Genomic DNA, 23,043 nt, shown 5'->3' on the forward strand with positions numbered 1-23,043 from the left:
CTCTAGTTCTTGAGCTCGATGAGATGAGATGTGCCGCGTTCTCCGGACTGGGTCCGGGGGGCGCGGTTTTCGTTGGGGGTGAGGCCGAAGGTGGTGAAGGCGGTGCGCTGCGGGAGGGGGTAGGGGTCTTTGCCGGTGAGGGTGTTGAGGATGGTGGCGCTGCGCCAGGCGGCGAGGCCGAGATCGGGGGCGCCGACTCCGTGGGTGTGACGTTCGGCGTTCTGTACGTAGATGTTGCTGCCGGAGTCGGTGACGGTGCGGTCGAGGACGAGGCGGAACTGTTCGTCGATGCGGGGGCGTTCGCTCTTGTCTCGGCGGAGGTGGGGGCCGAGGCCGGTGAGGATGTGGTCGAGGGGGCGTTCGCGGTAGCCGGTGGCGAGGACGACGGCGTCGGTGGTGAGGCGGGAGCGGGTGTTCTGCCGGCGGTGTTCGAGGTGGAGTTCGACTTGGGTGGTGGCGACGCGGCCGGCGGTGCGGACGGATACGCCGGGGGTGAGGGTGGCGTCGGGCCAGCCGCCGTGGAGGGTGCGCTGGTAGAGCTCGTCGTGGATGGCGGCGATGGTTTCGGCGTCGATGCCTTTGTGGAGCTGCCATTGGACGGGGACGAGTCCGTCGCGTACGTCTTCGGGGAGGTGGTGGAAGTAGCGGGTGTAGTCGGGGGTGAAGTGTTCGAGGCCGAGCTTGGAGTACTCCATGGGGGCGAAGGCTTCGCTGCGGGCGAGCCAGTGGAGTTTTTCTCGGCCTTGGGGGCGGTTCTTGAGGAGGTCGAGGAAGATTTCGGCGCCGGACTGGCCTGATCCGATGACGGTGATGTGGTCGGCGGCGAGGAGTTCGGTGCGGTGGGTGAGGTAGTCGGCGGAGTGGATGACGGGGACGGTGGGGGCTTCGGCGAGGGGGCGCAGGGGTTCGGGGATGTAGGGGGCGGTGCCGACGCCGATGACCACGTTCTTGGTGTAGGTGCGGCCGAGTGCTTCGGCTTCGCCTTCGGTGTCGAGCTGGGTGAAGTCGACTTCGAAGAGGCGGCGTTCGGGGTTCCAGCGGACGGCGTCGATCTGGTGGCCGAAGTGGAGTCCGGGGAGGTTTTCGCTGACCCAGCGGCAGTAGGCGTCGTATTCGGCGCGCTGGATGTGGAAGCGCTCGGCGAAGTAGAAGGGGAAGAGGCGGTCAAGGGTTTTGAGGTAGTTGAGGAAGGACCAGGGGCTTGCGGGGTCGGCGAGGGTGACGAGGTCGGCGAGGAAGGGGACTTGGAGGGTGGCGCCGTCGATGAGGAGGCCGGGGTGCCAGTGAAAGGCGGGGCGTTGTTCGTAGAAGGCGGTGTCGAGTTCGGTGAGGGGGTGGGCGAGGGCGGCGAGGGAGAGGTTGAAGGGTCCGATGCCGATGCCGACGAGGTCGCGGGGTGCTTCGGGGTGCGGGGGGCTGGGGGTGGGGGCGGTGGGCGCGGTGCTCATCGGACGGTGTTTCCTTCCACCAGTTTCAGCAGCTGGGCCAGGTCGCCCGGCTGGGTGTGCGGGTTGAGCAGGGTGGCTTTGAGCCAGAGCCGGCCGTCGATGCGGGCGCGGCCGAGTACGGCGCGGCCTTGGGTGAGGAGGGTGCGGCGGATGTGGGCGACGCTTTCGTCGGGTGCGCCGTGGGGGCGGAAGAGGACGGTGCTGAGGGTGGGGGTGTCGTAGAGGTCGAAGCCGGGGTGGGCGTGGAGGGTCGCGGCGAACTCCTGTGCCTGGTCGCAGACTTGGTCGACGAGGGCGCCGAGTCCGGTGCGGCCGAGGGCTTTGAGGGTGACGGCGATTTTGAAGATGTCGGGGCGCCGGGTGGTGCGCAGGGAGCGGCCGAGGAGGTCGGGCAGGCCGGCTTCGGTGTCGTCGTCTGCGTTGAGGTAGTCGGCGTGGTGGGTGAGGGGCGCGAGGTCGGCGGGGTCGCGTACGGCGAGGAGGCCGGCGGCGACGGGCTGCCAGCCGAGTTTGTGCAGGTCGAGGGCGACGGTGGCGGCGCGGTCGAGGCCGGTGAGCTGGGTGCGGCGGGTGGGGCTGAAGAGGAGTCCGGCGCCGTAGGCGGCGTCGATGTGGAGGCGGGCGCCGTGGTGTTCGCAGACGTCGGCGATCTCGGGGAGGGGGTCGATGAGTCCTGCGTCGGTGGTGCCGGCGGTGGCGGCGACCAGTTTGGGTCCTGGCAGGTCGGTGAGCGCTTCGTCGAGGGCGGCCGGGTCGAGGGTGCCGGTGGGGGCGGGCACGGTGACGGGGTCGGGGAGGCCGAGGAGCCAGGCTGCGCGGGGCAGGGAGTGGTGGGCGCCTGCGCCGGTGATGAGCTGGAGGGGGCCTTGCGAGGCGTGGGCTTCGCGGGCGAGGAGGACGGCGAGCTGGTTGGCCTCGGTGCCGCCGGTGGTGACCAGGGCCTGGGGGTGGCCGGGCCGGCCGGGGTGCGCGGGCCGGGCGGCGTGGCCCGTGTCGCCGTAGACCTCGTGGGCGAGTGCGTCGGTGACGAGGGTTTCGAGGGCGGAGGCCGCGGGGGCCTGGTCCCAGGAGTCCATGGAGGGGTTGAGGGCCGAGGCTGCGAGGTCGGCTGCTGTGGCGAGGGCGAGGGGCGGGCAGTGGAGGTGGGCCGCGCACAGGGGGTCGGCCGGGTCGGCGGCGCCTTCGGCGAGGGCCTGTACGAGGGTGCGCAGCGCGGTGTCGGGGCCGGTGCCGTGGTGGGGCAGGGGGTCGCCGGTGAGTTCGCGCAGGCGGGCGGTGACGGTGTGGGGGCCGCCGGCGGGGAGGGGGCCGCCTCGGGCGGTGGCTCCGTCGTGGAGGGCTTCGAGGACGGTGTTGAGCAACGGCCGCAGGGCTTGGGGGCCTTGGGGGCCTCCGGCGAGGGGCGGCGGGTTGCTCATGGCGGTGTCCTTCGGGGTGCGGGTGGGGCCTCCAGCCTGTCTGCGGTGGCGGTGGCGTGCCCGTTGATCACAACGATCGGAACCCGAAAGTGGTACTGCCGTGCGGGGACGGGGCGGTGGCGGGGTGGTTGGTGGTACGGGGTCCGGGTACGCCGGACCCCGTACACCCCCTAGTTGGCGGCGGTGGCCGTCCTGATCTTCAAGGCGCGGGCGAGGTCGTCGAGTTGGTCGGCGAGTTTGCGGCGCAGGGCGGGGATGGGGTCGTCGTCCTCCAGGCAGGATTCGCCGAGGGTAAGGGTGTGGGTGTCGATGGCGTGGGCGGGGAAGGCCCAGCGTCCCGCGGCGTCGGCGACGGCGGGGCCACGGCGGTGGGCGACGGCTACGGCGTCCGGGAAGTAGCGGGCGACGTAGGGGTGCAGGAGGTCGCTCTGTTCGGGCTGCCAGAAGCCCTGGGCGGTGGCGGTGAAGAGGTAGTTGGAGAGTTCGTCGGTGGTGAACATGGCGTCCCAGGCGGCGCGTTTGGCGTCGGGGTCGGGCAGGGCGGCGCGGCAGCGGGCGGCGCCTTCCCGGCCGGTGGCGCTGGGGTCCTGGGTGAGTTCGGCCTCGATGACGGCGTCGTCGACGGCGCCGAGTACGCAGAGGCGGCCGAGGATGCGCCAGCGCAGTTCGGGGTCGAGTTCGGGGCCGCCGGGGACGCTGCCGCTGTCGTACCAGTCGCGGATGGTGTCGGCGTGTGCGGCGCTGTCGATGAGGGTGCGCACGGCGGTGAGGCGCAGGCCGGGGTTGCTGCCGTCCTCGGTGCGGCGGATGAGGTCGGCGCACAGGTCGGTGAGGAGGGCGAGTGCGTCGGGGCGTTCGGCGGGGGTGGTGTAGCGGTCGGCCACCTGGGTGCGGGCGAAAGCCAGGACGCCCTGGACGTTGGCGAGTTCGCGTTCGCGGGGGAGGTGGGCGCGGGCGGCTTCGAGGTAGGTGAGGGGTTCGAGTTCGCCGTCGCGGACCATGTCGCGCAGGCAGTTCCACAGGACGGCGCGGGTGAGGGGGTCGGGCACGCGGGACAGGCCGCGCAGGGCGGTTTCCTCGGAGTGGGGGTCGAGGCGGATCTTGGCGTAGGTGAGGTCCTGGTCGTTGGGGACGACGAGGGCGGGGCGGGGGCCGGGGAGGCGGTGTGCGCCGTCGGCGGGAAGGGCTGGGAGGTCTGGGATGGCTGGGATGGCTGGGATATCGATGTCCGTCAGTTCGCGGCGGACGAGGGTGGCGCCGTCGATGAGGTCGCGGTCGTAGATGCCGACGGTGACGCGGTGGGGGCGGCTGCCGTCGCGGGTGAGGGTGAGTGCCGACTGTCCGGGGTGTTCGGTGACGGTGGCGGTGAGGGTGTCGACGCCGGTGGTGCGCAGCCAGGTGTCGGCCCAGGCGTGGACGTCGCGGTCCGTGTGGTGGGCGAGGGAGGCGATGAAGTCGGCGAGGGTGGCGTTGGCGAACTTGTGGCGCTGGAAGTGGGTGTTGATGCCGGCGAGGAAGTCCTTCTCGCCCAGCCAGGCGACCAGCTGCCGTAGTGCGGAGGCCCCCTTGGCGTAGGAGATGCCGTCGAAGTTGAGCAGGGCGGACGCGGTGTCGGGGACCGCGTCGGCGTCGGGGGCGACGGGGTGGGTGGAGGGGCGCTGGTCGGCGTCGTATCCCCAGGCCTTGCGGGACACTCCGAAGTCGACCCAGGTGTCCTTGAAGCGGGTGGCTTCGGTGAGGGTCTGGTAGCCCATGTACTCGGCGAAGGACTCGTTGAGCCAGATGTCGTCCCACCATTGGAGGGTGACGAGGTCGCCGAACCACATGTGGGCCATTTCGTGGGCGATGACCATGGCGCGGGTCTGGCGTTCGGTGTCGGTGACGGCGGAGCGGTGGACGAACTCGTCGCGGAAGGTGACGAGTCCGGGGTTCTCCATGGCGCCGGCGTTGAACTCGGGGACGAACGCCTGGTCGTAGGAGTCGAAGGGGTAGGGCTCCTCGAACTTCTCGTGGTAGCGGTCGTAGCAGGCGCGGGTGATGTCGAGGATTTCTTCGGCGTCGGCGTCGAGGTAGGGGGCGAGGGAGCGGCGGCAGTGCAGGCCGAAGGGGAGGCCGCGGTGCTCGGTGCGTAGGGAGTGCCAGGGTCCGGCGGCGACGGCGACGAGGTAAGTGGACAGCAGCTGGGTGGTGGCGGCCTGCCACTTCCCCTCGCCCAGGTGCTCGGTGACGCTGTTGGCGAGGACGGTCCAGCCGTCGGGGGCGGTGACGGTGAGGTCGAACACGGCCTTCAGGTCGGGCTGGTCGAAGGCGGCGAAGACGCGCTGGACGTCTTCCATGAACAGCTGCGTGTAGGCGTACGTCTCGCCGTCGGCGGGGTCGGTGAAGCGGTGCATGCCTTCGCCGGTGTGCGAGTACGCCATGGCGGCTTCGACGCGCAGTTCGTGCGGGCCGGGGGTGAGTCCGGTGAGGGGGAGCCGGTTGTCGTCGAGTGCGGCGGGGTCCAGGGGCTGTCCGTCGAGGGTGACGGATCGCAGGGTTGCGGGCCTGACCTCGACGAAGGTGTCTCCGGCCGTGCGGGTGGTGAAGCCGATGACGGTGGTGGAGTCGAAGGTGTCGGCTCCACGGGTGAGATCGAGGTCGATCTCGTACCGCTGGACGTCGATGAGCTGGGCTCGGGTCTGCGCTTCGTCGCGCGTCAGTACGGGCATTTGGTTATCGTGCCGTACGCCTCCGGCGGGGAACAGGGTGAACAGGGCGAGGGGCTGGTGCCCGTCGGCGCGATGTCCCGGCGCAGGTGCCGAGGCCTCGGGGCTCCGCCCCGGACTCCGCTGCTCAGTCGCCGGAGGGGCTTGAACTGGCGGCGATCTGCTCGTGGTGGCGGATGACCTCGCTGATGATGAAATTCAGGAGCTTCTCGGCGAACGCGGGGTCGAGTTTGGCGCTCTCGGCGAGCTGGCGCAGGCGGGTGATCTGGCTGGCCTCGCGGGAGGGGTCGGCCGGGGGCAGGGCGTGTTCGGCCTTGAGGTGGCCGACCTGCTGGGTGCATTTGAAGCGTTCGGCGAGCATGTGGACGACAGCGGCGTCGATGTTGTCGATGCTGTCGCGCAGGCGGGCGAGTTCGGCGCGGACGGCGGAGTCCACGGCGTCCGCGGCGTTGCTGTTGGTCATGGGAGGAAACCCTACGTGGCGCGAGGGCGCTCGATCGTGGGGCCCGGGGAGCGCAGCATCGGCGGGTCGTCGGGGTCGGGGACGGTGTGCGACCAGCCGCCGGGGACGGTGCGGCCCTGCTGTTCGCGGAAGCGGACGGGTGCGGTGCCGACGCGGCGGGTGAACAGGCGGGAGAAGTAGGCGGGGTCGTCGTAGCCGACGCGGCGGGCGACGGCGGCGACGGGGAGTTCGGTGGCGGCGAGGAGTTCCTTGGCGCGGCCGAGGCGGATGCCGAGGAGGTAGTCCTTGGGGCTGCAGCCCGCGCCGCGGCGTACGGCGGTGCGCAGTTCGGCGGGGGTCATGCCGTGGCGGGCGGCGTGTTCGGCGACGGACAGGGGCTGGAAGGCGTCGCGGGCGAGGGACTGGAGTACGGGGTCGCCGTCGGGGGCCATGTCGGCACGGGCGCGGCGCAGGGCGACGAGGAGTTCGTGGACGGCGGCGGCGGTCTCGACTTCGAGCAGGGGGTTGTCGCGGCGGGCGGCGCGGGCGATGCGGCCGACGGCGGTGCGGGCGTGGGCGGCGTCGGAGAGCGGGACGACGGGGCGTTCGGGCTCTATGTAGCCGAGTTCGGTGTATGGAGTGGTGGCGGGGCCGGTGAAGTCGACGAAGCACTCGTCCCAGCCGGTGTCGGGGTCGGGCCCGTAGTGGTGGGGGGCGCCGGGGGTGACCCAGATGAGGGCGGGTGCGGTGATGGTGGTGCGGCGGCCGTCGGGGGCCTGGTACCAGCCGCGTCCGGCGGTGATGACGACGGCGACGTGGTGGTCGAGGGTGCGGGGGCCGACGGTGGGCAGGGCGCCGTACTGGAGGCCGACGCCGAGGCAGACGAGGCCGAGGCGGTGGTGGGCCGGGCTGGGGGTGAAATACCGCATCCAGGTGTGGTACATCCGCTTCTGTCCCTTCCTGGGCGGGTGTGGTGCCGGTGGTGCGCGGTTGCGTCCAAACAGGGCTGATCTTTGTCCATGGACCGTGCCGCCCGCCAGAGGTGATCGTGGCGGGCAGTGAGAGCGAGAGGGACATGATGGCCGGGTTCAGAGTGGGCGAGGACGACTTCGAGGTCGACGGGCGGCCCGTGCGGCTCCTGTCGGGGGCGCTGCACTACTTCCGGGTGCACGAGGAGCAGTGGGGGCACCGTCTCGCGATGCTGCGGGCGATGGGCCTGAACTGTGTGGAGACGTACGTCCCGTGGAATCTGCACGAGCCGCGTCCCGGCGAGCTGCGTGACGTGGGGGCTCTGGGCCGGTTCCTGGACGCGGTGCGTGAGGCGGGGCTGTGGGCGATCGTGCGTCCGGGTCCCTATATCTGTGCCGAGTGGGAGAACGGGGGGCTGCCGCACTGGCTGACGGGTCCGCTGGGCTCGCGGGTGCGGACCAGGGACGGGGAGTTCCTGGCGGCGGTGGACCGCTGGTTCGCGGCGCTGCTCCCCCAGGTCGTGGAGCGGCAGTTCGGCCGGGGCGGCCCGGTGATCATGGTGCAGGTGGAGAACGAGTACGGCTCGTACGGCTCGGACCAGGTGTATCTGGCGCGTCTCGCGGACGGTCTGCGCGGGCTCGGGGTGACGGTGCCGCTCTTCACGTCGGACGGTCCGGACGACCACATGCTGACCGGCGGGTCGGTACCGGGTGTCCTCGCGACGGCGAACTTCGGGTCGGACGCGCGGCGCGGTTTCGAGACGCTGCGCCGGCACCGGCCCAAGGGTCCGCTGATGTGCATGGAGTTCTGGTGCGGCTGGTTCGACCACTGGGGCGCGGATCATGTCGTGCGGGACGCCGAGGACGCGGCGGCAGCCTTGCGGGAGATCCTGGAGTGCGGGGCGTCGGTCAATCTGTACATGGCGCACGGCGGGACGAGTTTCGGCGGCTGGGCGGGGGCGAATCGTGCGGGTCAGTTGCACGAGGGCCCGCTCCGGCCCGATGTGACGTCGTACGACTACGACGCGCCGGTCGACGAGCGCGGGCGGCCGACGGAGAAGTTCTGGCGCTTCCGTGAGGTGTTCGCCGCGTACGCGGACGAGCCGCTTGCGGACGTGCCCGGGCAGCCGGCGGCGCTGGCCGCCGCGGTGACGGCGGAGTTGACCTCGTACGTGCCTCTGGGGGCGGTACTGGACGGGCTCGGTTCTGCGGAGGGTGAGTACGCGGTGCCGCCGACCTTCGAGGAGCTCGACGTGGACCGGGGGCTGGTCCGCTACAGCGTCGACGTGCCGGGGCCCCGCCGGGCGTATCCGCTGCGGGTGGCGGGGCTGCGGGACCGTGCCGTGGTGTACGTGGACGGGGTGCGGGCCGGGGTGCTCACGGAGGACGAGCCGGTCCTCGCGGAGCCGGTCGCAGGGCCCGCGCGCATCGAGCTGTGGGTGGAGTCGCTGGGCCGGGTCAACTACGGGCCGCGCACGGGTGAGTCGAAGGGCATCACGGGCGGGGTGCTGCACGAGCGGCAGTATCTGCACGGAGTGCGGGCGCGGGCGCTGCGCCTGGACGCGTTCGACGACGCGGACGCGGTGCGGGGCCTGGCGCCGGTGGACGGGGCCGCGGGGGCAGCGGGCCTGTACCGCGGCACGTTCGAGGTGAGCGGCGCCGGGGACGCGGAGCTCGAACTGCCGGACTGGACGCGGGGGTTCGTGTGGGTGAACGGCTTCAACCTGGGACGTTACTGGTCAGTGGGGCCGCAGCACTCACTGTACGTTCCCGGTCCCGTGCTGCGGGAGGGCCGCAACGAGGTGTGGGTGCTGGAGATCGAGGCGGCGGGCGAGCCGCGCGTGACGTTGTCGTAGGCGCCGCCGGGCAGAGGTACAGGGCCGGTTCCGGATCACGGAACCGGCCCCTCTTTACGCGCGACGGGGTGCGGGCCGCTCTCCGTGGGAGCGGGCGGGCACGGGCCTCGCTGCGCTCATGGTGGGGCGCGTTGATCACGATGGTGCGTGCGGAGCGTGCGGGCCCATGGACAAAGGAGGGGGAGGTCTTGGACTAATCGCGCACGGTGGGCCTGCCGGATCCCGCCGTACAGTGGAGTTCCGGTGTCCGGGCGGCGGTGCCCGGCGGCCCCAGGGGGTGCGGGCGTGGCGAACGGCGGACCGGTGGAGCACGGCTTTCCGCATCTGGAGACGGTGCGGGCGGCGGTGACCGCGCTGTACAAGCGGCTCTCGTACGACACCGTGCACACCTTCGAGACGAGTGTCGCCCCGGTCGACGTGGCGTTCTGCGACCAGGACGACCTGTATCTGGGGGCGCAGCGGGTGGCGCGTGAGCTGGTGCGGCACTACCGGCTGCCGGACGCGCGGATGATCGTCAGTTTCCGCGAGATGACGCACGCGGCGAGTGTGGAGCTGGCGGCGGGTCCGGAGTACTTCATCGAGCTGAACGACCGGTTCCGTACGCATCGGCGTGACATCGGGGCCGCGCTCGCCCATGAGGTCATGCACGTCTATCTGCACCGGCTCGAGCTCTCGTTCCCGGGGACGCGGGACAACGAGATCCTCACGGACACGGCGACCACCTATCTGGGGGCCGGCTGGCTGCTGCTCGACGCGTACCGGGAGGACGCGGCGTCGTCGCAGAAGCTCGGCTATCTCACGCCGGAGGAGTTCGGTTACGTCCTTGCCAAGCGGTCGCTGGCGTTCGGTGAGGCGCCGGAGACGTGGTTCACCAGTGCCCAGGCCTACACCGCGTACACGAAGGGGCTGGCGCGGGCGCGGGCCGACGAGCAGCGGCCGCCGCTGACGGCGGCCGGGTGGGCGGGGCGGCGGCGGTACGCGAAGGACCGGCGTGAGGCCCGGGAGGGCGGGGTGGGCACGGTGGCGCCGGGCGGTGCGTACGCGTTCTCGACGGAGGGGTCCGCGCTGCGGGTGACGTTTCCGTGCCCGACGTGCCATCAGCGGATCAGGGTGCCGGTGCGGGGCCGGGTGCGGGCGCGGTGCGCACTGTGCCACACCGTCATGGATTGCGACACATAGCATCAAAACGCTTTGCGTTCACCCCGGGTGAGGGGCGATGGTCGACAAATGGATGAAGAGCTGAAGGCGGGCGCGAGCGGCCTGTTCGACGCGGTGTACGGCGGTGACGAGGACGCGGTGGTGCGGGCCCTGCGCGCGGGTGCCGCGGCGGACGAGCCGGACGACGAGGGCCGTACGGCGCTCTATCTGGCGTCGGTGAGCGACGAGCCGGGCGTCGTACGGCTGCTGTTGGCGGCCGGGGCGGACCCGGACCGGCTGAGCAGTGGCACGGATCTGCCGCTGTGCGGGGCGGCGTGCGGCGGGCACACGGAGGTGGTGCGGGCGCTGCTCGCGGCGGGCGCGCGGGTCGATCTGCGCGAGGAGTTCGGGTTCACGGCGATGGCGTGGGCGCTCCAGCGCGGGCACGAAGGGGTGGTGCGGGCGCTGCTCGACGGCGGCGCGGATCCGCGGCTGCCGGGTCCCGGCGGCGGGCTTTTGCTGGTCGCGGCGGCGAGGCGCGGGTCGACGGGGTGTGTGCGGGCGCTGCTCGAACACGGCGCGCAGGGGCGGACCGAGGCGCTCGCGGAGGCGCTGGCCTGGTGCGGTGCGGATGTGGCGGCGGTGCTGCGCGCGGGCCTTGAGCAGCCGCAGAGCGAGGCGGTGACGCAGCAGTTCACCGAGGACGGCGGGGTGACCGTGGTCGTGGAGCTGCTGGACGAGGAGGGGCGGCCGCGTTCGGGCAACGACCTCCAGACGGGGCACGCGGCGATCGCCACGCTCCTGGAGGCGGACCTGGGTGTCGTGACGCCGGCCGCCGGGCTTGCGGAGCGTGCGCTGCGCCGCGGTGACCCGGACGACGACGACTGGACCGAGGCCGTCGCGGTGCTCCGGGCGCGCGGCGACGAGGAGACGTACCGGTCGGCGGCCGCGTGGTGCGCGAGCGACGAGGCGCTGCGGCGGGCCTTCGGGGCGGACGTGCTCGGGCAGTTGGGGCCGCGGGGCCGGTACACGGCCAGGTCACTGCCCGTGCTGCGCGATCTGGCCCGGACGGCCCGCGACCCCGCGGGTCTGCGCTCGGCGGTCGTCGCGCTCGGCCATCTCGGGGACCCGGCCGCGCTGCCGGAAATCCTGCTCCACGCCGGGCATCCGCAGCCGCGGGTGCGGCGCGCGGTGGCGCTCGCCCTGACGGGCCTGGTGCCCGCCGGTCACGACGAGGCCGTCGCGGCGCTGGTCGCGCTGACCCGCGACGCGGACGGCGATGTGCGCAACTGGGCCTCGGCGGCGCTCGCCGCGGCCCCTGCCGACACGGCCGAGGTCCGCGACGCGCTGGCCGCGCTCCTCGAAGACCCGGTCGCGGACGCCGCGGCGGAGGCGGCCCGCGGTCTGGCGCTGCGCCACGATCCGCGGGCCGTCGAGGCGCTCGCGCGGATCCTCGCCTGCCAGGCGCCGGGCGGGTACGCGCACGACACGGCCCGGGACGCGATCCGCCACGTCCCGGACGCGCGGGTCAGGGCCCGTCTTGAGTGGACGGTCCCGCGATGTCGTTGACGGCGGCCCAGCTGAACGCCATGGCGGGCCCGATCGTCGCGCCGGGCCCCGGGTACGTCTCCCCCATGACGGCCGCCGAGCAGTTCCCGGAGGCGTAGAGCCCGGCGACGGCTGTCCCGTCCTCGCGCAGGACGCGGGCGTCCGCGTCGGTGACGAGGCCGCCCTTGGTGCCGATGTCGCCGGGGTGGACGGGGACGGCGTAGAAGGGGCCCTTGTCGAGGGGGGCGAGGTTGGGGTTCGGGAGGGTCGGGTCGCCGTAGTAGCGGTCGTAGACGCTGTCGCCGCGCGCGAAGTCCCCGTCCTTTCCGGCGGCGGCGAAGCCGTTGAACCTCCTTATGGCGGGCGGCAGTTGGGGTGCTTCGATGATCCGGGCGAGCTCCTCCACGGTGGCGGCCTGCTTCAGGAAGCCGCTCTCGCGCCACCGCTTGGGGAAGGCCTGGCCGGGGAAGAGGCCCGCGAAGATGTAGCGGGCCTTGGAGCGGGCGTCGAGGATCAGCCAGGACGGGACGGTCGTCGCGTCGGGGCGGTCGGCGGCGTACATGCGGTCCACGAACTCGTGGTACGGCGCCGCCTCGTTGGCGTACCGCTCCCCCGCCGCGTTCACGATCACCATGCCGGGGATGCCCCGGTCGGCGACGAGGAAGAACGGCTTCTCGCCCGGCGGGCACAGGGAGGGGGCGCCCCACACCTTGTCGAGGAGGTCGGTGGCGGCGCCGAGTTCCTCGCCCAGGCGCAGGGCGTCGCCGACCTGGCCCTCGGAGGCATGGGTCCACGCGGTGGACGTGGGCTGCGGCAGGTGCTTCTCGCGCAGCGCCTGGTCGTGGGAGAAACCCCCCGACGCGAGGACGACGCCGCCGCGCGCCCGTACGACGCACTCGGCACCGTCACGCAGGACGCGGACGCCGGTGACCCGGCCGCCCTCCACGACGAGGCCGGTCAGCGGCGCGGACAGCCACAGGTCACCGCCGAGCCGCTCCAGGGAGAGCCGCATCCTGGCGATCAGCGCCTCGCCGAGCGAGAGCAGCTTGCGCCCGCGCAGCGCCGCGCCCACGGCCCGCGCCCCCACCCGCAGCGACCTGCGCTTGCCGGCCCAGGTGCGGGCGACCATGTTGAGGAAGCGGAAGTCGTACGACGTCATGGTCAGCCCGTACGTGGGCAGCCCGGCCCGGCGCAGGTCCCGGGCGAGCGGGCCGAGCTCCTTGAGGTCGACGACGCACGGCTCGGCCGAGCGGCCCTGCGCCATGCCGCCGAGCGCCTCCGGGAAGTAGTCGGAGTATCCGGGCGTGTACATGAAGCGGACGGCGGTGCGGTCGTGGAACTCGCGCACCATGCGCGGCCCGTGCCGCAGATAGGCGTCCTTGCGGACGCCGGGCACGCGGTCGCCGACGGTCGCGTCGAGGTAGGCGCGGGCCTTCTCGTACGTGTCGCCGAGGCCGGCCGCGTCGAGGTGGAAGGTGCCCGGTACCCAGATCGCGCCGCCGGACAGGGCGGTGGATCCGCCGTACCGGTCGGTCTTCTCGACGATCAGGGCGGTCAGGCCGCGCAGGCGGGCGGTGATCGCGGCGGCGAACCCGGCGGCGCCGGACCCGACGACCACCACGTCGTAACCGATCTCGGCGTCACTCATGCGAACTCCCCGGTGGCGTAGGCGCTGCGGAAGCAGAGGAGGGGGCTGCCGCCGTCCCGTGCGGTCACGGCGAGGACCCGGGCGGTGACGATCCAGTGGTCGCCGGCCTCGTGGACGGCGTACAGCTCGCAGTCGACGCCTGCGAGGGCGCCCGCGACGCGGACCGCGCCGCCTTCGATCGGCTCCCACCGCACGTCGCGGAACTTGGCGGGGCCGCTGCGGCCGACGGCGGCGCACACGGCGCGCTGGTCGTCGGCGAGGATCGAGATGCCGAACCGGCCCGCGCGCCGCACCTTGGGCCAGCTCGTCGACGACTTGGCGACGCACAGCAGCACGAGCGGCGGTTCGAGGGAGAGCGAGGCGAAGGACTGGCAGGCGAGGCCCACCGGTTCGCCGGTGTCCTCGTCGAGGGCGGCGACGACCGTGACGCCGGACGCGAAGTGGCCCAGGACGTCACGGAACGCGTCCGGGGTCAGCCGTTCCACCGGTGGCCCCAGAAGCTGTCGGCGGTGATCTCCTTCGTCACCCAGGTCGCTTTGTCGACGATGAGACCGTCCCAGCCGTACTCGACCTGGAAGCCGCCGGGGGCCTGCGCGTAGAACGACACCATGTGGTCGTTGGAGTGCCGGCCGAGGGTGGAGGCGATCGGGATGCCCGCCGCGTTCATGCGGTCCAGGCAGAAGCCGACGTCGTCGAGGCGCTCCAGTTCGACCATGAAGTGCACGATGCCGGGCGGGAGTTCGCCCGGGTACAGGCCGAGGCTGTGGTGGCGGGCGTTGGGACTGAGGAAGTTCATCCAGTAGAAGTCCTGGCCCGGCTTCCCCGTGGGCACGGCGACCGGCGGCAGCTTCATCCGGTCGCGGAGCTGGAAGCCGAGGAGGTTCTCGTAGAAGTCGAGGGTGGCTTCCATGTCGGGGGCGGGCATGACGACGTGACCGAGGCCGAGGTGGTCGCCGGTGACGAAGCGGTTGCCGTACGGCGCGGCGAGCGGGGTGTGGTCCTGGGCCTGGCCCCAGTAGATCTCCAGGGGGTTGCCGGCCGGGTCCTCGCAGTGGATGAGGCCCTGGACGCGGCGGTCGGCGAGGGTGGCGTCGTCGGCGTGCTTGACGGCGACGCCGGCCGCTTCGAGTTCGGCGGCGGCCTCGGCGAGCGCTCGCGCGTTCGCGACCTCGAAGCCTGCGGACAGGAGCCGGTCGTGTTCGCCCGCCACGAAGGACAGGCGGCGGATACGGTCGTCGATCCGGGCGTGCAGAACGGATTCTGTCGAATCCGCGCCCTCGGTCATCCCGAGAATGTCGGTGACGTAGGTGCGCCACTCGGCGAGCTTCGCGGTCTCGATGCGGAGAAACCCCAGAGAGCGGATGTCCATGGCTGCGGGCCTTTCGGGGGCTGGTGACTGGTGTGTTGGCTGGTGATGTGTGGCCGGTGACCAGTGGCCGGTGACTAGTTGCAGAAGAAGTCGACGGCGAGGCGGTTGAACTCGTCGAACCGCTCGGTCTGCGCCCAGTGGCCGCAGTGCGGGAAGACGTGCAGGCGCGCGTCCGGGATGGTCTTGAGGGCGACCAGGGCGCCGTCGAGCGGGTTGACGCGGTCCTCGCGGCCCCAGGTGAGAAGGGTGGGCGCGGTGATGCGGTGGGCCTCGCGCCACAGCATCGCGTCGGCGGGCCACCGGGCGAAGGACGCGGCCATGCGGTCGTTGCCGAGCTTGGCCTCGGGGTCGGTGGCCTGCGCGTAACGCTCCTCGACGAACGCGTCGGTGACGATCGAGGCGTCGTACGCGAGGGTGGTGAGGAAGTCGCGCATCATGGCGCGGGTCGGCTCGCCCGAGCCGTTGAACGCGAAGAGCTTCTTGATGCCCTCGGTCGGGTCGGGCGCGAACAGGTTGACGGAGATGCCGCCCGGGCCCATCAGGAGGAGCTTGCCGACCTTGTCCGGGTGGTCGAGGGCCATTCGGGTCGCGGTGCCGCCACCGAGGGAGTTCCCGACGAAGTGCGCCTGGGGGATGTCCAGTTCATCCATGAGGGCGGCCACGGCGTCGGCCGCGAAGGAGAAGAAGTCCTTGGTGAGCTCGGGCTTGTCGGAGGCGCCGTAGCAGGGCTGGTCGATCAGGAGGGTACGGAAGTGCTCGGCGAACACGGGCAGGTTGCGGCCGAAGTTGGACCAGCCGGAGGCGCCGGGGCCACCGCCGTGCAGCATGATCACGGCAGGGGTGTCCGGGGCGTCGGGGCCCGCCTCGTGGTAGTGGAGGGTCAGGCCCGCGGCTTTGCCGGTCCGCGAAGTGTCCTCGTAGCCAAGGGGATTCACCGTATCGGTAGAGAAGCTCACAGCATCGTGTCCTGGATGTCGAGGCCGAGGGCGCTCTGGCCGGAGAGGAGGAGGGCGCGCTCGGGGTCGTTGGCGGCGTGGCCGCGGCCGGTGTGGACGTCGCGCCAGGCGCGCTGGACCGGGTTGGGGCCGGTGCGCATGGCGCCGCCGCCCGCGTTCTCCATGAGCAGGTCGACGGCGGCCACGGCGCGTTCGGTGGCGAGGACCTGGTCGCGGCGGGCGCGGGCGCGCAGCGGCATGGGGAGTTCGTCGCCGCGTTCGGCGCAGGCGTACAACTCGGAGATGTTGCGCCGGAGTTGAAGTCCCGCGGCGTCGATGTCGGAGGCGGCCCGGGCGATGCGGACCTGCGCGAAGGGGTCCTCGGCGACCTGCTGGCCGTAGGAGATGCGGAAGCGCTTGCGGGTGGCCTCCACGTACGCGTCGAGGGCGCCCTCGGCGATGCCGACGATGGGGGTGGAGATGGTGGTGGTGAAGACGGCGGCGTACGGGAGGCGGTAGAGCGGCTCCGGGTTGGCCTCGTGGCCCGGCACGTCGAGGGCCGTGACCGGGCCGAAGCTGAGGGCGCGGTGCTCGGGCACGAACACGTCCTCGCACACGACGTTGTTGGAGCCGGTGCCGCGCAGGCCGACGGTGTCCCACACGTCGTCGACGCGGTACTCGGCGCGCGGCACGAGGAACGTCCGCATGTCGACGGGCCGGCCGTCCGCGTCCAGGACGAGACCGCCGAGCAGCGCCCAGTCCGCGTGGTCACAGCCGGAGGAGAAACTCCAGGAGCCGCTGATGCGAAAGCCGCCGTCGACGGGGGTGACCTTGCCGGTCGGCGCGTACGAGGAGCAGATCCGGGCCGACGGGTCGGAGCCCCACACCTCTTCCTGGGCGCGAGGGTCGTAGAGCGCGACGTGCCAGGGGTGCACGCCGACGACGGACGCGACCCAGCCGGTGGAGCCGCAGGCCCGGGCGATCTCGCGGACGGCGGCGTAGAAGACGGCCGGGTCTGCGGCGAATCCGCCGTAGGCCCGGGGCTGGAGGAGCCGGAAGAAGCCGGCCTGCTCAAGGTCCTTGACCGACGTGTCGGGCACCTTGCGCAGCGCCTCCGCCTCGGCGGCGCGTTCGCGCAGCGCCGGCGCGAGGGCGCGGACCGCTTCGAGTACGGCGGCTGCGGTGGCCGGGGATTCGCTCATGCGGGGGCCCCTCTCCTGGGTGCGGGTTCGAGTGGCTGGACCGTACGCCCGCCTCCCGCGGGCCGAGAACGGGTGGTTCCCGCTGAGCGGGAACCACGCCGGGTTCCCCTGCTGTCGCCTGTGGGCTGCGTGGACGGCGCGCTCCGTTCACCGGCCTGTCATGCCGGGCGACCGTAATGAGAGGGTCGGCCTTTCCCGTCGGCTTTCACGCCGGCCCGTCCCTTCGGCTTCTGGAGCACTGTGAACACCCCTCGCGCCCACGCCGGCGCGCCCACCCGCGCGCTGCCCGTCGCACCCTCCGCCCTCCAGGCGGTGCTCTTCGACATGGACGGCACGCTCGTCGACACCGAGGACATATGGCTCGAGGTCGTCGAGGCCGTGTCCGTGCGCCACGGCCGCCCCCTGGACGAGGAGGGCCGCGCCGCGGTGCTCGGGCGCTCGGTCGAGGACGCGGCGGAGCTGCTGTACGAGTCCCTGGGCGCGCCCCGCGAGGGCCTCGCGGACGAACTGGGCAGGGACTTCACCGCCAGGATCGCCGAGGGCGCGCCGCCGCGGCCCGGCGCCCTTCGGCTGCTCGCCGCACTGCGCGCGGCGGGGGTCCCGACCGCCCTGGTGTCGGCGTCGCCGCGCGCGGTGGTGCGCCAGATCGCCGAGTCCCTCGACGGGCATGTCTTCGACGCGGTGTACGGGGCCGAGGACACGCCGCGCACGAAGCCGGCGCCGGACCCGTATCTCGCGGCGGCGGCGACCCTCGGCGCGGAGCCCGCGCGGTGCGTCGCGGTGGAGGACACCCCGACGGGGGTGGCGTCGGCGGAGGCGGCGGGGTGCGCGGTCCTCGCGATCCCGTCGGTGCGGCCGATCGCCCCGGCCCCCGGCCGCACGGTCGTCGCCGATCTCACGGGGGCGGATGTGGGGCTGCTGCGGTCGCTCGTGGCGGGCGCGGCGTGACGGCGACGGGCGGGCCGGAGCGGGCGGCATGACGGCGAAAGCTATGCCGAACCGAAATACGTAGCTCCCGGCCCTTCCCCTGGGTCGCGGGCACATGGCAAGGTCGGCGCGAGGTCGTCAACGCGCCCGCAATGTCGCGGATGCGCCCTGTTGTCCTGGGGGTTCAGCCATGCCCGAGCAGACCGGGTTCGTCGAGGGCCCCGCGCCCTCGCTCCTGGAGAAGGCCGCGAAGGTGCTCGGCGCCTTCGACGGCGCGCAGCCGCGCCTCTCCCTCACCGAGGTGATCCGGCGCTCCGGAATCCCCCGGTCCTCCGCCCATCGCATCCTCGACCAGCTGGTACGGCTCGGCTGGCTCGACCGGGAGGGCCGGGACTACCGGATGGGCATGGGGATGCTCGAACTGGGCGCGCTCGCCGCCCACCACAACCGGCTGCGCCGGGCGGCGCTCCCCCGGCTGCACGCGCTGCACGAGTCGACCGGGCACCTGGTGCACCTGTACGTCCTCGACGGCGCCGACGTGGTCTGTCTGGAGCGGATCGGCGGCCTGCACGACACGTCGGTGCCCTCGCGGGTCGGCGGCCGCATGCCCGCGTACTGCACGGCCGCCGGCAGGGCGGTCCTCGCGTTCAGCGACCCGGCGGCCGTCGAGGGCGTCCTCGGGCGCGGCCTGCGCCCCCGCACACCGCGCACCCTCACGCATCCGACCGCGCTGCGGTCCGCGCTCGCCGCGGCCCGCGACCGGGGCGTCGCCTTCGACCACGAGGAGAGCCACCGCGACGTCGTCTGCGTCGCGGCCCCGCTGCGCGGCGCGGGCCGGGCCGTCGCCGCGATCTCCCTGTCCGGCAAGGGCCTGACGGCCCAGCGCGACCTGGAACGCCTCGCACCCGCCGTGCTCGCCTGCGCCCGCGCGGTCTGGCGCGACCTGTACGGGCCCGGGCGCGCGACCCGCTCGGCGCCGCCGCCGAGCTGCGCGCCGGGCGTCTCCGAGCAGGCGATGGACAACATGATGGGGTGGCTGCGGACGAGCGAGTGGATGTAGGCCCGGCTCCGCGGTCCCGGCCCGCCGTACTCGCGCGGGCCGGGCCCCTCAGGAGTACGTGACCCCCACCGCGTCCGACACCGGCAGCGCCTGGCACGCGAGGACGTACCCCTCGTCCAGGTCCCGCTGGTCGAGGATCTCGTTCCGTGCCATCGTGACCTCCCCCTTGGTGACCCGGCAGCAGCACGCGCTGCACGCGCCCTCGCGGCACGAGAAGGGGGCGTCGACACCGGCGGCGAGCAGGGCGTCGAGCAGGGGCGTCCCGCCGGGCCACGCCACTTCCCGCTCCTCGCCGTCGAGTTCTACGTGAAGCCGGTGGTCGTCGGCGTCCGGCGCGGCCCCGTCCCTGCGCTCGGCCTGGTCCGCCCGCTCGGCGAACACGTCGTCGCCGAGCGAGAAGTACCGCTCCCTGCGCACGGATCGCCCGCCCACCGCCCGCAGCGCCTGCTCGGCCGCGTCCATCAGGGGCGCGGGCCCGCACAGATAGGCGTCGCGGCCCGCGTACGGGGCGAGGGGTGCGCGCAGGGCGGCGGCCGTGGGCAGGCCCTGGAGGGTCTCCAGCCAGTGCACGACGGCGAGCCGGCCCGCGAACTCGACTCCCAGGAGCCGGAGTTCCTCACGGAAGATGACCGACTCCTCGTCACGATTGGCGTACAGGAGGGCGACCCGGCCGCGGCCCGCGGCGAGGGCCGACTTGGCGATGGAGACGACGGGCGTGATGCCGCTGCCGCCCGCGACGAGCAGCAGGTCCCCGCCGAGGCCGGGCGGCGTGAACGTGCCGGCGGGCGGCAGGACCTCCAGCTCGTCGCCAGGTGCGACACGTTCGCACATCCAGCCCGACCCGACTCCCCCGGCGACCCTCTTCACCGTCACCTTCATGGGCTCGCCGGTGTGCGGGGAACTGGCCAGCGAGTAGCAGCGGGCCCCGCCACCCGGCAGCCGTACGGTCATGAACTGGCCCGGCTTGTACGGGAGTTGTGCGTCCAGGACGAGGGAGACCGCGTCGGCCGTCTCCCGTATCACCTCGGCGACCCGGACCCTCACGCTAGGCATCCGCGACCCCCAGGAGTCCGCTCGCGACCGCCACGTCGACGCTCGCCCGCAGGGGCGCGCAACCCCGTACGCGCGCGCTCAGCTCGCCGGCCGCGACGCGCTCCGCGATGATCGGGCAGACCTCGGCCGCCTCCCCGGTCCACTGGATCTGCGTGTGGGCAGCGCTGAACTTCTCGCACAGGACCTCGTTTCCGCAGGCCGCACACCGGACGGGCCGCATCAGTCGGCCTTCCGCCGGGCGAGGTTCCGCTCGACCTCCGCGCGCCAGGCGGCGGTCGCGCGCTCGGTGTCGATCTCGAACTCGAAGCGCCGCACCATCTCGTCCTTGACGTCGCCGGCATCCACGTAGAACTGCTCGTACCAGCGCCGCAGTTGGTAGACGGGACCGTCCTCCTCGGTGAGGAGGGGGTTGTCGATACGGGTCTTGTTCCGCCAGATCTCGACGTCCTGCTCGAAGCCGACCGCGAGCCCCTCGGAGGTGAGCCGGGCGGCATCGGCGGCCTGCTCGTCACTCATGCCGGGCAGCTTCCTGACGATCGCGCCGTACATGAGCATGAAGCTGTTCTCGTCGATCGGGTAATGGCAGTTGATGAGGACCGACTCCATCTCGACGCCTCCGCCGACATCGCTCCACAGCTTGTCGATCATGTACGAGGGGCCGAAGTACGAGGCGTCGGAGCGCAGGCCGCCGCCGGTCGACAGCGTGCCGAGCTCGACGTCGCCGCGCGGCGTGGACTCCATGTACTGGGTGGCGACATGGCCGTCGAAGACGTTCTTGAAGTAGTTCGGGAACGCGTAGTGGACGTAGAAGAAGTGCGCCATGTCGACGACGTTGTCCACGATCTCGCGGCAGTTGGAGTTCTCGACGCGCAGGGCGCTCCAGGACCAGTCGGACCACTCGGGACTGCCGAAGCCCTCGATCTCCGGGATGGTGACGCCGGGCGGGGGCTCATGGCCCTCGGGGTCGTGCCACACGTAGAGCTGGCCGTTGCGTTCGAGGGTGGTCCAGGCGCGGGTCCTGGCGCGCGGCGGGACGCGTCGCGCGTACGGGATGCCGGCGCAGCGCCCGTCGCCCGCCCAGCGCCAGTCGTGGAACGGGCAGGCGACGGCGTCACCCTTGACGGTGCCGTGGGCGAGGTTGCCGCCCATGTGGGGGCAGTACGCGTTGAGGACGTGCAGGCGGCCGGGACCTCCCGCCGCGGGCTCCCCCCGGAAGACGACGAGCTTCGTACCGAACGCCTCGATCTCGTGCGGGCCGCCGTCACGGAAGGCGGTGGCCAGGCCCAGGCAGTGCCAGCCGCGGGCGTAGCGGGCCGGCGGTGCGCCGGCCTCGATGACGCGGACCTCTTGCCGCTGTGCGCTCATGTCGCGTGTCCTGCCCTTCAGTCGCGTGCCGCGAGTTCGACGGCGATGTCGATGAGCTGGTCCTCCTGGCCGCCGACGAGGCGGCGCTCCCCGGCGCGCAGCAGGATCTCGGCACCGGAGACGCCGTAGCGCTCCGCCTGCCGGTAGGCGTGCTTGAGGAAGCTGGAGTAGACGCCGGCGTGCCCCATCAGGAGGGACATCCGGTCGAGCAGGCACTCGTCGTCCATGACGGGCCGCACGACGTCCTCGGCCGCGTCGATGATCTTCAGTACGTCGATGCCGGTGCGCAGGCCCATCTTGTGGCAGACGGCGGCGAACGCCTCGAGGGGCGTGTTGCCCGCGCCCGCGCCGAGCCGCCGTGTCGAGCCGTCGATCTGCAGCGCTCCGGCGCGCACGGCGGCCACGGAATTGCCCACGCCCAGGCCGAGGTTCTCGTGCCCGTGGAAGCCGACCTGCGCGTCGTCGCCCAGCTCGGCGACAAGCGCGGACACCCGGTCGGTGACGTCGTCCATGACCAGGGCGCCGGCCGAGTCGACGACGTACACGCACTGGCAGCCTGCGTCGGCCATGATCCTGGCCTGGGCGGCGAGCCGCTCCGGGGTCGTGGAGTGCGCCATCATCAGGAATCCGACGGTCTCCAGGCCCATCTCCCGCGCGAGGCCGAAGTGCTGGACGGAGATGTCGGCCTCCGTGCAGTGCGTCGCGATGCGGCACACGCGCGCGCCGTTCGCGTGCGCGGCCCTGATGTCGTCCATCACGCCGAGGCCGGGCAGCATCAGGAACGCGATGCGCGCCTGCCGCGCCGTGTCGACGGCGGCCTTGATGAGCTCCTGCTCGGGCGTCTTCGAGAACCCGTAGGTGAAGGACGAGCCGCCCAGGCCGTCGCCGTGCGTGACCTCGATGACGGGGACCCCCGCGCCGTCGAGGGCGCCGACGATGCTGCGTACGTCGTCGGCGGTGAACTGGTGCCGCTTCGCGTGCGAACCGTCGCGCAGCGAGGAGTCGGTGACGCGGATGTCGAGCGTCTGTGAGTACGGCTTCACTTGCTGATCCCCTTTGCGAGCTCCTCGCCGGCCTTCGTCGCGGCGGCGGTCATGATGTCGAGGTTTCCTGCGTACGGCGGCAAGAAGTCGCCCGCACCCTCCACCTCCAGGAAGATCGCGACGCGCGCCATCCCGCCGTTCATGGGATCGGGGTCGTCGAACTGCGGTTCCGTGCGCAGCCGGTAGCCGGGCACGTACGTCGCCACGCTCTCGGCGATCTCCTTCACGGAGAGGGTGATCGCGTCACGGTCGGTGTCCTCGGGAATGGCGCAGAAGACGGTGTCGCGCATGATGACGGGTGGCTCGGCGGGGTTGAGGATGATGATCGCCTTGCCGCGCGCGGCGCCGCCGATCTCCTCGATGCCGCGGGACGTCGTACGGGTGAACTCGTCGATGTTCGCGCGGGTGCCGGGCCCCGCGGACACCGAGGCTACGGACGCCACGATCTCCGCGTACGCGACGGGGGCGACGCGTGAGACCGCGTACACCATGGGGATGGTGGCCTGGCCGCCGCAGGTGATCATGTTGATGTTGGGCGCGTCGAGATGCGCGGTGAGGTTCGCGGGCGGGACCACGGCGGGGCCGACGGCGGCCGGGGTCAGGTCGATGGCCCGGATGCCGAGTTCGGCGTAGCGCGGGGCGTTGGCGCGGTGGACGTAGGCGCTCGTCGCCTCGAAGACGAGGTCGGGCCGCTCGTCCTGGGCGAGCAGGTGCTCGACGCCCTCGTGGCTCGCCTCGACCCCCAGCTTCCGGGCCCGCGCGAGGCCCGCGCTGTCGGGATCGACGCCGATCATCCAGCGCGGCTCGATGTACGGGGAGCGGTGGAGCTTGTGGAGGAGGTCGGTGCCGATGTTCCCGGAGCCGACGATCGCGGCGGTGGCCTTCTTCGAAGTCATACGTACCTCAGCAGAGTCAGCGG

20 protein-coding genes are annotated in these 23,043 nt (G+C 72.4%); 5 read left to right on the plus strand and 15 right to left on the minus strand.

Annotated features, from left to right (window positions below; genetic code table 11):
• Nucleotides 1-2 precede the first annotated feature (2 nt).
• The 5 genes from ACWIGU_RS20585 to ACWIGU_RS20605 form a co-directional block, all read right to left on the minus strand.
• Nucleotides 3-1,448, minus strand: coding sequence for a lysine N(6)-hydroxylase/L-ornithine N(5)-oxygenase family protein (locus ACWIGU_RS20585; protein WP_454402820.1), 1,446 nt, complete (start codon nucleotides 1,446-1,448; stop codon nucleotides 3-5).
• The gene (locus tag ACWIGU_RS20590; protein ID WP_454402822.1) at nucleotides 1,445-2,866 is read right to left on the minus strand and encodes a pyridoxal phosphate-dependent decarboxylase family protein; all 1,422 of its coding nucleotides are present in this window, start codon (nucleotides 2,864-2,866) and stop codon (nucleotides 1,445-1,447) included. Before ACWIGU_RS20590 ends, ACWIGU_RS20585 begins: the two co-directional genes overlap by 4 nt.
• A gap of 170 nt (nucleotides 2,867-3,036) precedes the next feature.
• Nucleotides 3,037-5,574, minus strand: coding sequence for an aminopeptidase N (gene pepN / locus ACWIGU_RS20595; RefSeq protein WP_454402824.1), 2,538 nt, complete (start codon nucleotides 5,572-5,574; stop codon nucleotides 3,037-3,039).
• 124 nt (nucleotides 5,575-5,698) lie between these two features.
• A complete protein-coding gene (locus ACWIGU_RS20600; RefSeq protein ID WP_356274426.1) occupies nucleotides 5,699-6,034 on the minus strand; it encodes a chorismate mutase in 336 nt (111 codons plus the stop codon).
• Nucleotides 6,035-6,045: 11 nt separating this feature from the next.
• Nucleotides 6,046-6,957, minus strand: coding sequence for a helix-turn-helix domain-containing protein (locus tag ACWIGU_RS20605; RefSeq protein ID WP_454402826.1), 912 nt, complete (start codon nucleotides 6,955-6,957; stop codon nucleotides 6,046-6,048).
• Nucleotides 6,958-7,091: 134 nt separating this feature from the next.
• Between ACWIGU_RS20605 and ACWIGU_RS20610 the strand changes: the two genes are divergently transcribed.
• The 3 genes from ACWIGU_RS20610 (at nucleotide 7,092) to ACWIGU_RS20620 (ending at nucleotide 11,543) form a co-directional block, all read left to right on the plus strand.
• Entirely contained in the window at nucleotides 7,092-8,837 is a 1,746-nt protein-coding gene (locus ACWIGU_RS20610; RefSeq protein ID WP_454403093.1) for a beta-galactosidase, read from the plus strand.
• Nucleotides 8,838-9,122: 285 nt separating this feature from the next.
• The gene (locus tag ACWIGU_RS20615) at nucleotides 9,123-10,016 is read left to right on the plus strand and encodes a hypothetical protein (protein ID WP_454402828.1); all 894 of its coding nucleotides are present in this window, start codon (nucleotides 9,123-9,125) and stop codon (nucleotides 10,014-10,016) included.
• A 48-nt stretch (nucleotides 10,017-10,064) separates the two neighbouring features.
• The gene (locus tag ACWIGU_RS20620; RefSeq protein WP_454402829.1) at nucleotides 10,065-11,543 is read left to right on the plus strand and encodes an ankyrin repeat domain-containing protein; all 1,479 of its coding nucleotides are present in this window, start codon (nucleotides 10,065-10,067) and stop codon (nucleotides 11,541-11,543) included.
• Here the strand turns inward: ACWIGU_RS20620 and ACWIGU_RS20625 are convergent.
• The 5 genes from ACWIGU_RS20625 to hsaA form a co-directional block, all read right to left on the minus strand.
• Nucleotides 11,503-13,170, minus strand: coding sequence for an FAD-dependent oxidoreductase (locus ACWIGU_RS20625; protein WP_454402831.1), 1,668 nt, complete (start codon nucleotides 13,168-13,170; stop codon nucleotides 11,503-11,505). The genes ACWIGU_RS20620 and ACWIGU_RS20625 overlap by 41 nt on opposite strands.
• A complete protein-coding gene (locus tag ACWIGU_RS20630) occupies nucleotides 13,167-13,655 on the minus strand; it encodes a flavin reductase family protein (protein WP_454402833.1) in 489 nt (162 codons plus the stop codon). The genes ACWIGU_RS20625 and ACWIGU_RS20630 overlap by 4 nt, the downstream gene beginning before the upstream one ends.
• Nucleotides 13,643-14,539: a VOC family protein gene (locus tag ACWIGU_RS20635; protein ID WP_454402835.1), complete on the minus strand. Its 897-nt coding sequence runs from the start codon at nucleotides 14,537-14,539 to the stop codon at nucleotides 13,643-13,645. The genes ACWIGU_RS20630 and ACWIGU_RS20635 overlap by 13 nt, the downstream gene beginning before the upstream one ends.
• 74 nt (nucleotides 14,540-14,613) lie before the next feature.
• A complete protein-coding gene (hsaD, locus tag ACWIGU_RS20640; RefSeq protein WP_454402837.1) occupies nucleotides 14,614-15,495 on the minus strand; it encodes a 4,5:9,10-diseco-3-hydroxy-5,9,17-trioxoandrosta-1(10),2-diene-4-oate hydrolase in 882 nt (293 codons plus the stop codon).
• Nucleotides 15,492-16,676, minus strand: a complete 1,185-nt coding sequence (gene hsaA, locus ACWIGU_RS20645; protein ID WP_454402839.1) for a 3-hydroxy-9,10-secoandrosta-1,3,5(10)-triene-9,17-dione monooxygenase oxygenase subunit — start codon at nucleotides 16,674-16,676, stop codon at nucleotides 15,492-15,494. The genes hsaD and hsaA overlap by 4 nt, the downstream gene beginning before the upstream one ends.
• A 240-nt stretch (nucleotides 16,677-16,916) precedes the next feature.
• Here hsaA and ACWIGU_RS20650 point away from each other — a divergent pair, with 240 nt between their 5' ends.
• Nucleotides 16,917-17,624 carry an HAD family hydrolase gene (locus ACWIGU_RS20650; RefSeq protein ID WP_454402841.1) on the plus strand — a complete coding sequence of 236 codons (708 nt, stop codon included), beginning with the start codon at nucleotides 16,917-16,919 and terminating at the stop codon, nucleotides 17,622-17,624.
• Nucleotides 17,625-17,793: 169 nt separating this feature from the next.
• Complete coding sequence (locus ACWIGU_RS20655) at nucleotides 17,794-18,663, plus strand: IclR family transcriptional regulator (RefSeq protein ID WP_454402843.1); 870 nt, start codon at nucleotides 17,794-17,796, stop codon at nucleotides 18,661-18,663.
• Between the two features lie 48 nt (nucleotides 18,664-18,711).
• On the opposite strand, the gene ACWIGU_RS20660 is transcribed toward ACWIGU_RS20655, so the two are convergent.
• The 5 genes from ACWIGU_RS20660 to ACWIGU_RS20680 are packed head-to-tail and all read right to left on the minus strand — an operon-like array spanning nucleotide 18,712 to nucleotide 23,020.
• A complete protein-coding gene (locus tag ACWIGU_RS20660) occupies nucleotides 18,712-19,716 on the minus strand; it encodes a 2Fe-2S iron-sulfur cluster-binding protein (protein ID WP_454402845.1) in 1,005 nt (334 codons plus the stop codon).
• The gene (locus ACWIGU_RS20665; protein ID WP_454402847.1) at nucleotides 19,709-19,936 is read right to left on the minus strand and encodes a hypothetical protein; all 228 of its coding nucleotides are present in this window, start codon (nucleotides 19,934-19,936) and stop codon (nucleotides 19,709-19,711) included. The genes ACWIGU_RS20660 and ACWIGU_RS20665 overlap by 8 nt, the downstream gene beginning before the upstream one ends.
• Nucleotides 19,936-21,081, minus strand: a complete 1,146-nt coding sequence (locus ACWIGU_RS20670; RefSeq protein WP_454402849.1) for a Rieske 2Fe-2S domain-containing protein — start codon at nucleotides 21,079-21,081, stop codon at nucleotides 19,936-19,938. The genes ACWIGU_RS20665 and ACWIGU_RS20670 overlap by 1 nt, the downstream gene beginning before the upstream one ends.
• A 17-nt stretch (nucleotides 21,082-21,098) precedes the next feature.
• A complete protein-coding gene (dmpG, locus tag ACWIGU_RS20675; protein WP_454402851.1) occupies nucleotides 21,099-22,124 on the minus strand; it encodes a 4-hydroxy-2-oxovalerate aldolase in 1,026 nt (341 codons plus the stop codon).
• The gene (locus tag ACWIGU_RS20680) at nucleotides 22,121-23,020 is read right to left on the minus strand and encodes an acetaldehyde dehydrogenase (acetylating) (protein WP_454402853.1); all 900 of its coding nucleotides are present in this window, start codon (nucleotides 23,018-23,020) and stop codon (nucleotides 22,121-22,123) included. Before ACWIGU_RS20680 ends, dmpG begins: the two co-directional genes overlap by 4 nt.
• Nucleotides 23,021-23,043: the final 23 nt, after the last annotated feature.

This window comes from Streptomyces sp. NPDC055400 (genome assembly GCF_053644375.1).

Coding starts and splice junctions, on each gene's coding strand:
- ACWIGU_RS20600 (WP_356274426.1), bottom strand. CDS start 6,034: ATGACCAACAGCAACGCCGCGGACGCCGTGGACTCCGCCGTCCGCGCC.
- ACWIGU_RS20625 (WP_454402831.1), bottom strand. CDS start 13,170: ATGAGTGACGCCGAGATCGGTTACGACGTGGTGGTCGTCGGGTCCGGC.
- ACWIGU_RS20665 (WP_454402847.1), bottom strand. CDS start 19,936: ATGCGGCCCGTCCGGTGTGCGGCCTGCGGAAACGAGGTCCTGTGCGAG.
- pepN (WP_454402824.1), bottom strand. CDS start 5,574: ATGCCCGTACTGACGCGCGACGAAGCGCAGACCCGAGCCCAGCTCATC.
- ACWIGU_RS20670 (WP_454402849.1), bottom strand. CDS start 21,081: ATGAGCGCACAGCGGCAAGAGGTCCGCGTCATCGAGGCCGGCGCACCG.
- ACWIGU_RS20620 (WP_454402829.1), top strand. CDS start 10,065: ATGGATGAAGAGCTGAAGGCGGGCGCGAGCGGCCTGTTCGACGCGGTG.
- ACWIGU_RS20635 (WP_454402835.1), bottom strand. CDS start 14,539: ATGGACATCCGCTCTCTGGGGTTTCTCCGCATCGAGACCGCGAAGCTC.
- ACWIGU_RS20680 (WP_454402853.1), bottom strand. CDS start 23,020: ATGACTTCGAAGAAGGCCACCGCCGCGATCGTCGGCTCCGGGAACATC.
- hsaA (WP_454402839.1), bottom strand. CDS start 16,676: ATGAGCGAATCCCCGGCCACCGCAGCCGCCGTACTCGAAGCGGTCCGC.
- ACWIGU_RS20655 (WP_454402843.1), top strand. CDS start 17,794: ATGCCCGAGCAGACCGGGTTCGTCGAGGGCCCCGCGCCCTCGCTCCTG.
- ACWIGU_RS20585 (WP_454402820.1), bottom strand. CDS start 1,448: ATGAGCACCGCGCCCACCGCCCCCACCCCCAGCCCCCCGCACCCCGAA.
- ACWIGU_RS20590 (WP_454402822.1), bottom strand. CDS start 2,866: ATGAGCAACCCGCCGCCCCTCGCCGGAGGCCCCCAAGGCCCCCAAGCC.
- ACWIGU_RS20605 (WP_454402826.1), bottom strand. CDS start 6,957: ATGTACCACACCTGGATGCGGTATTTCACCCCCAGCCCGGCCCACCAC.
- ACWIGU_RS20610 (WP_454403093.1), top strand. CDS start 7,092: ATGGCCGGGTTCAGAGTGGGCGAGGACGACTTCGAGGTCGACGGGCGG.
- ACWIGU_RS20660 (WP_454402845.1), bottom strand. CDS start 19,716: ATGCCTAGCGTGAGGGTCCGGGTCGCCGAGGTGATACGGGAGACGGCC.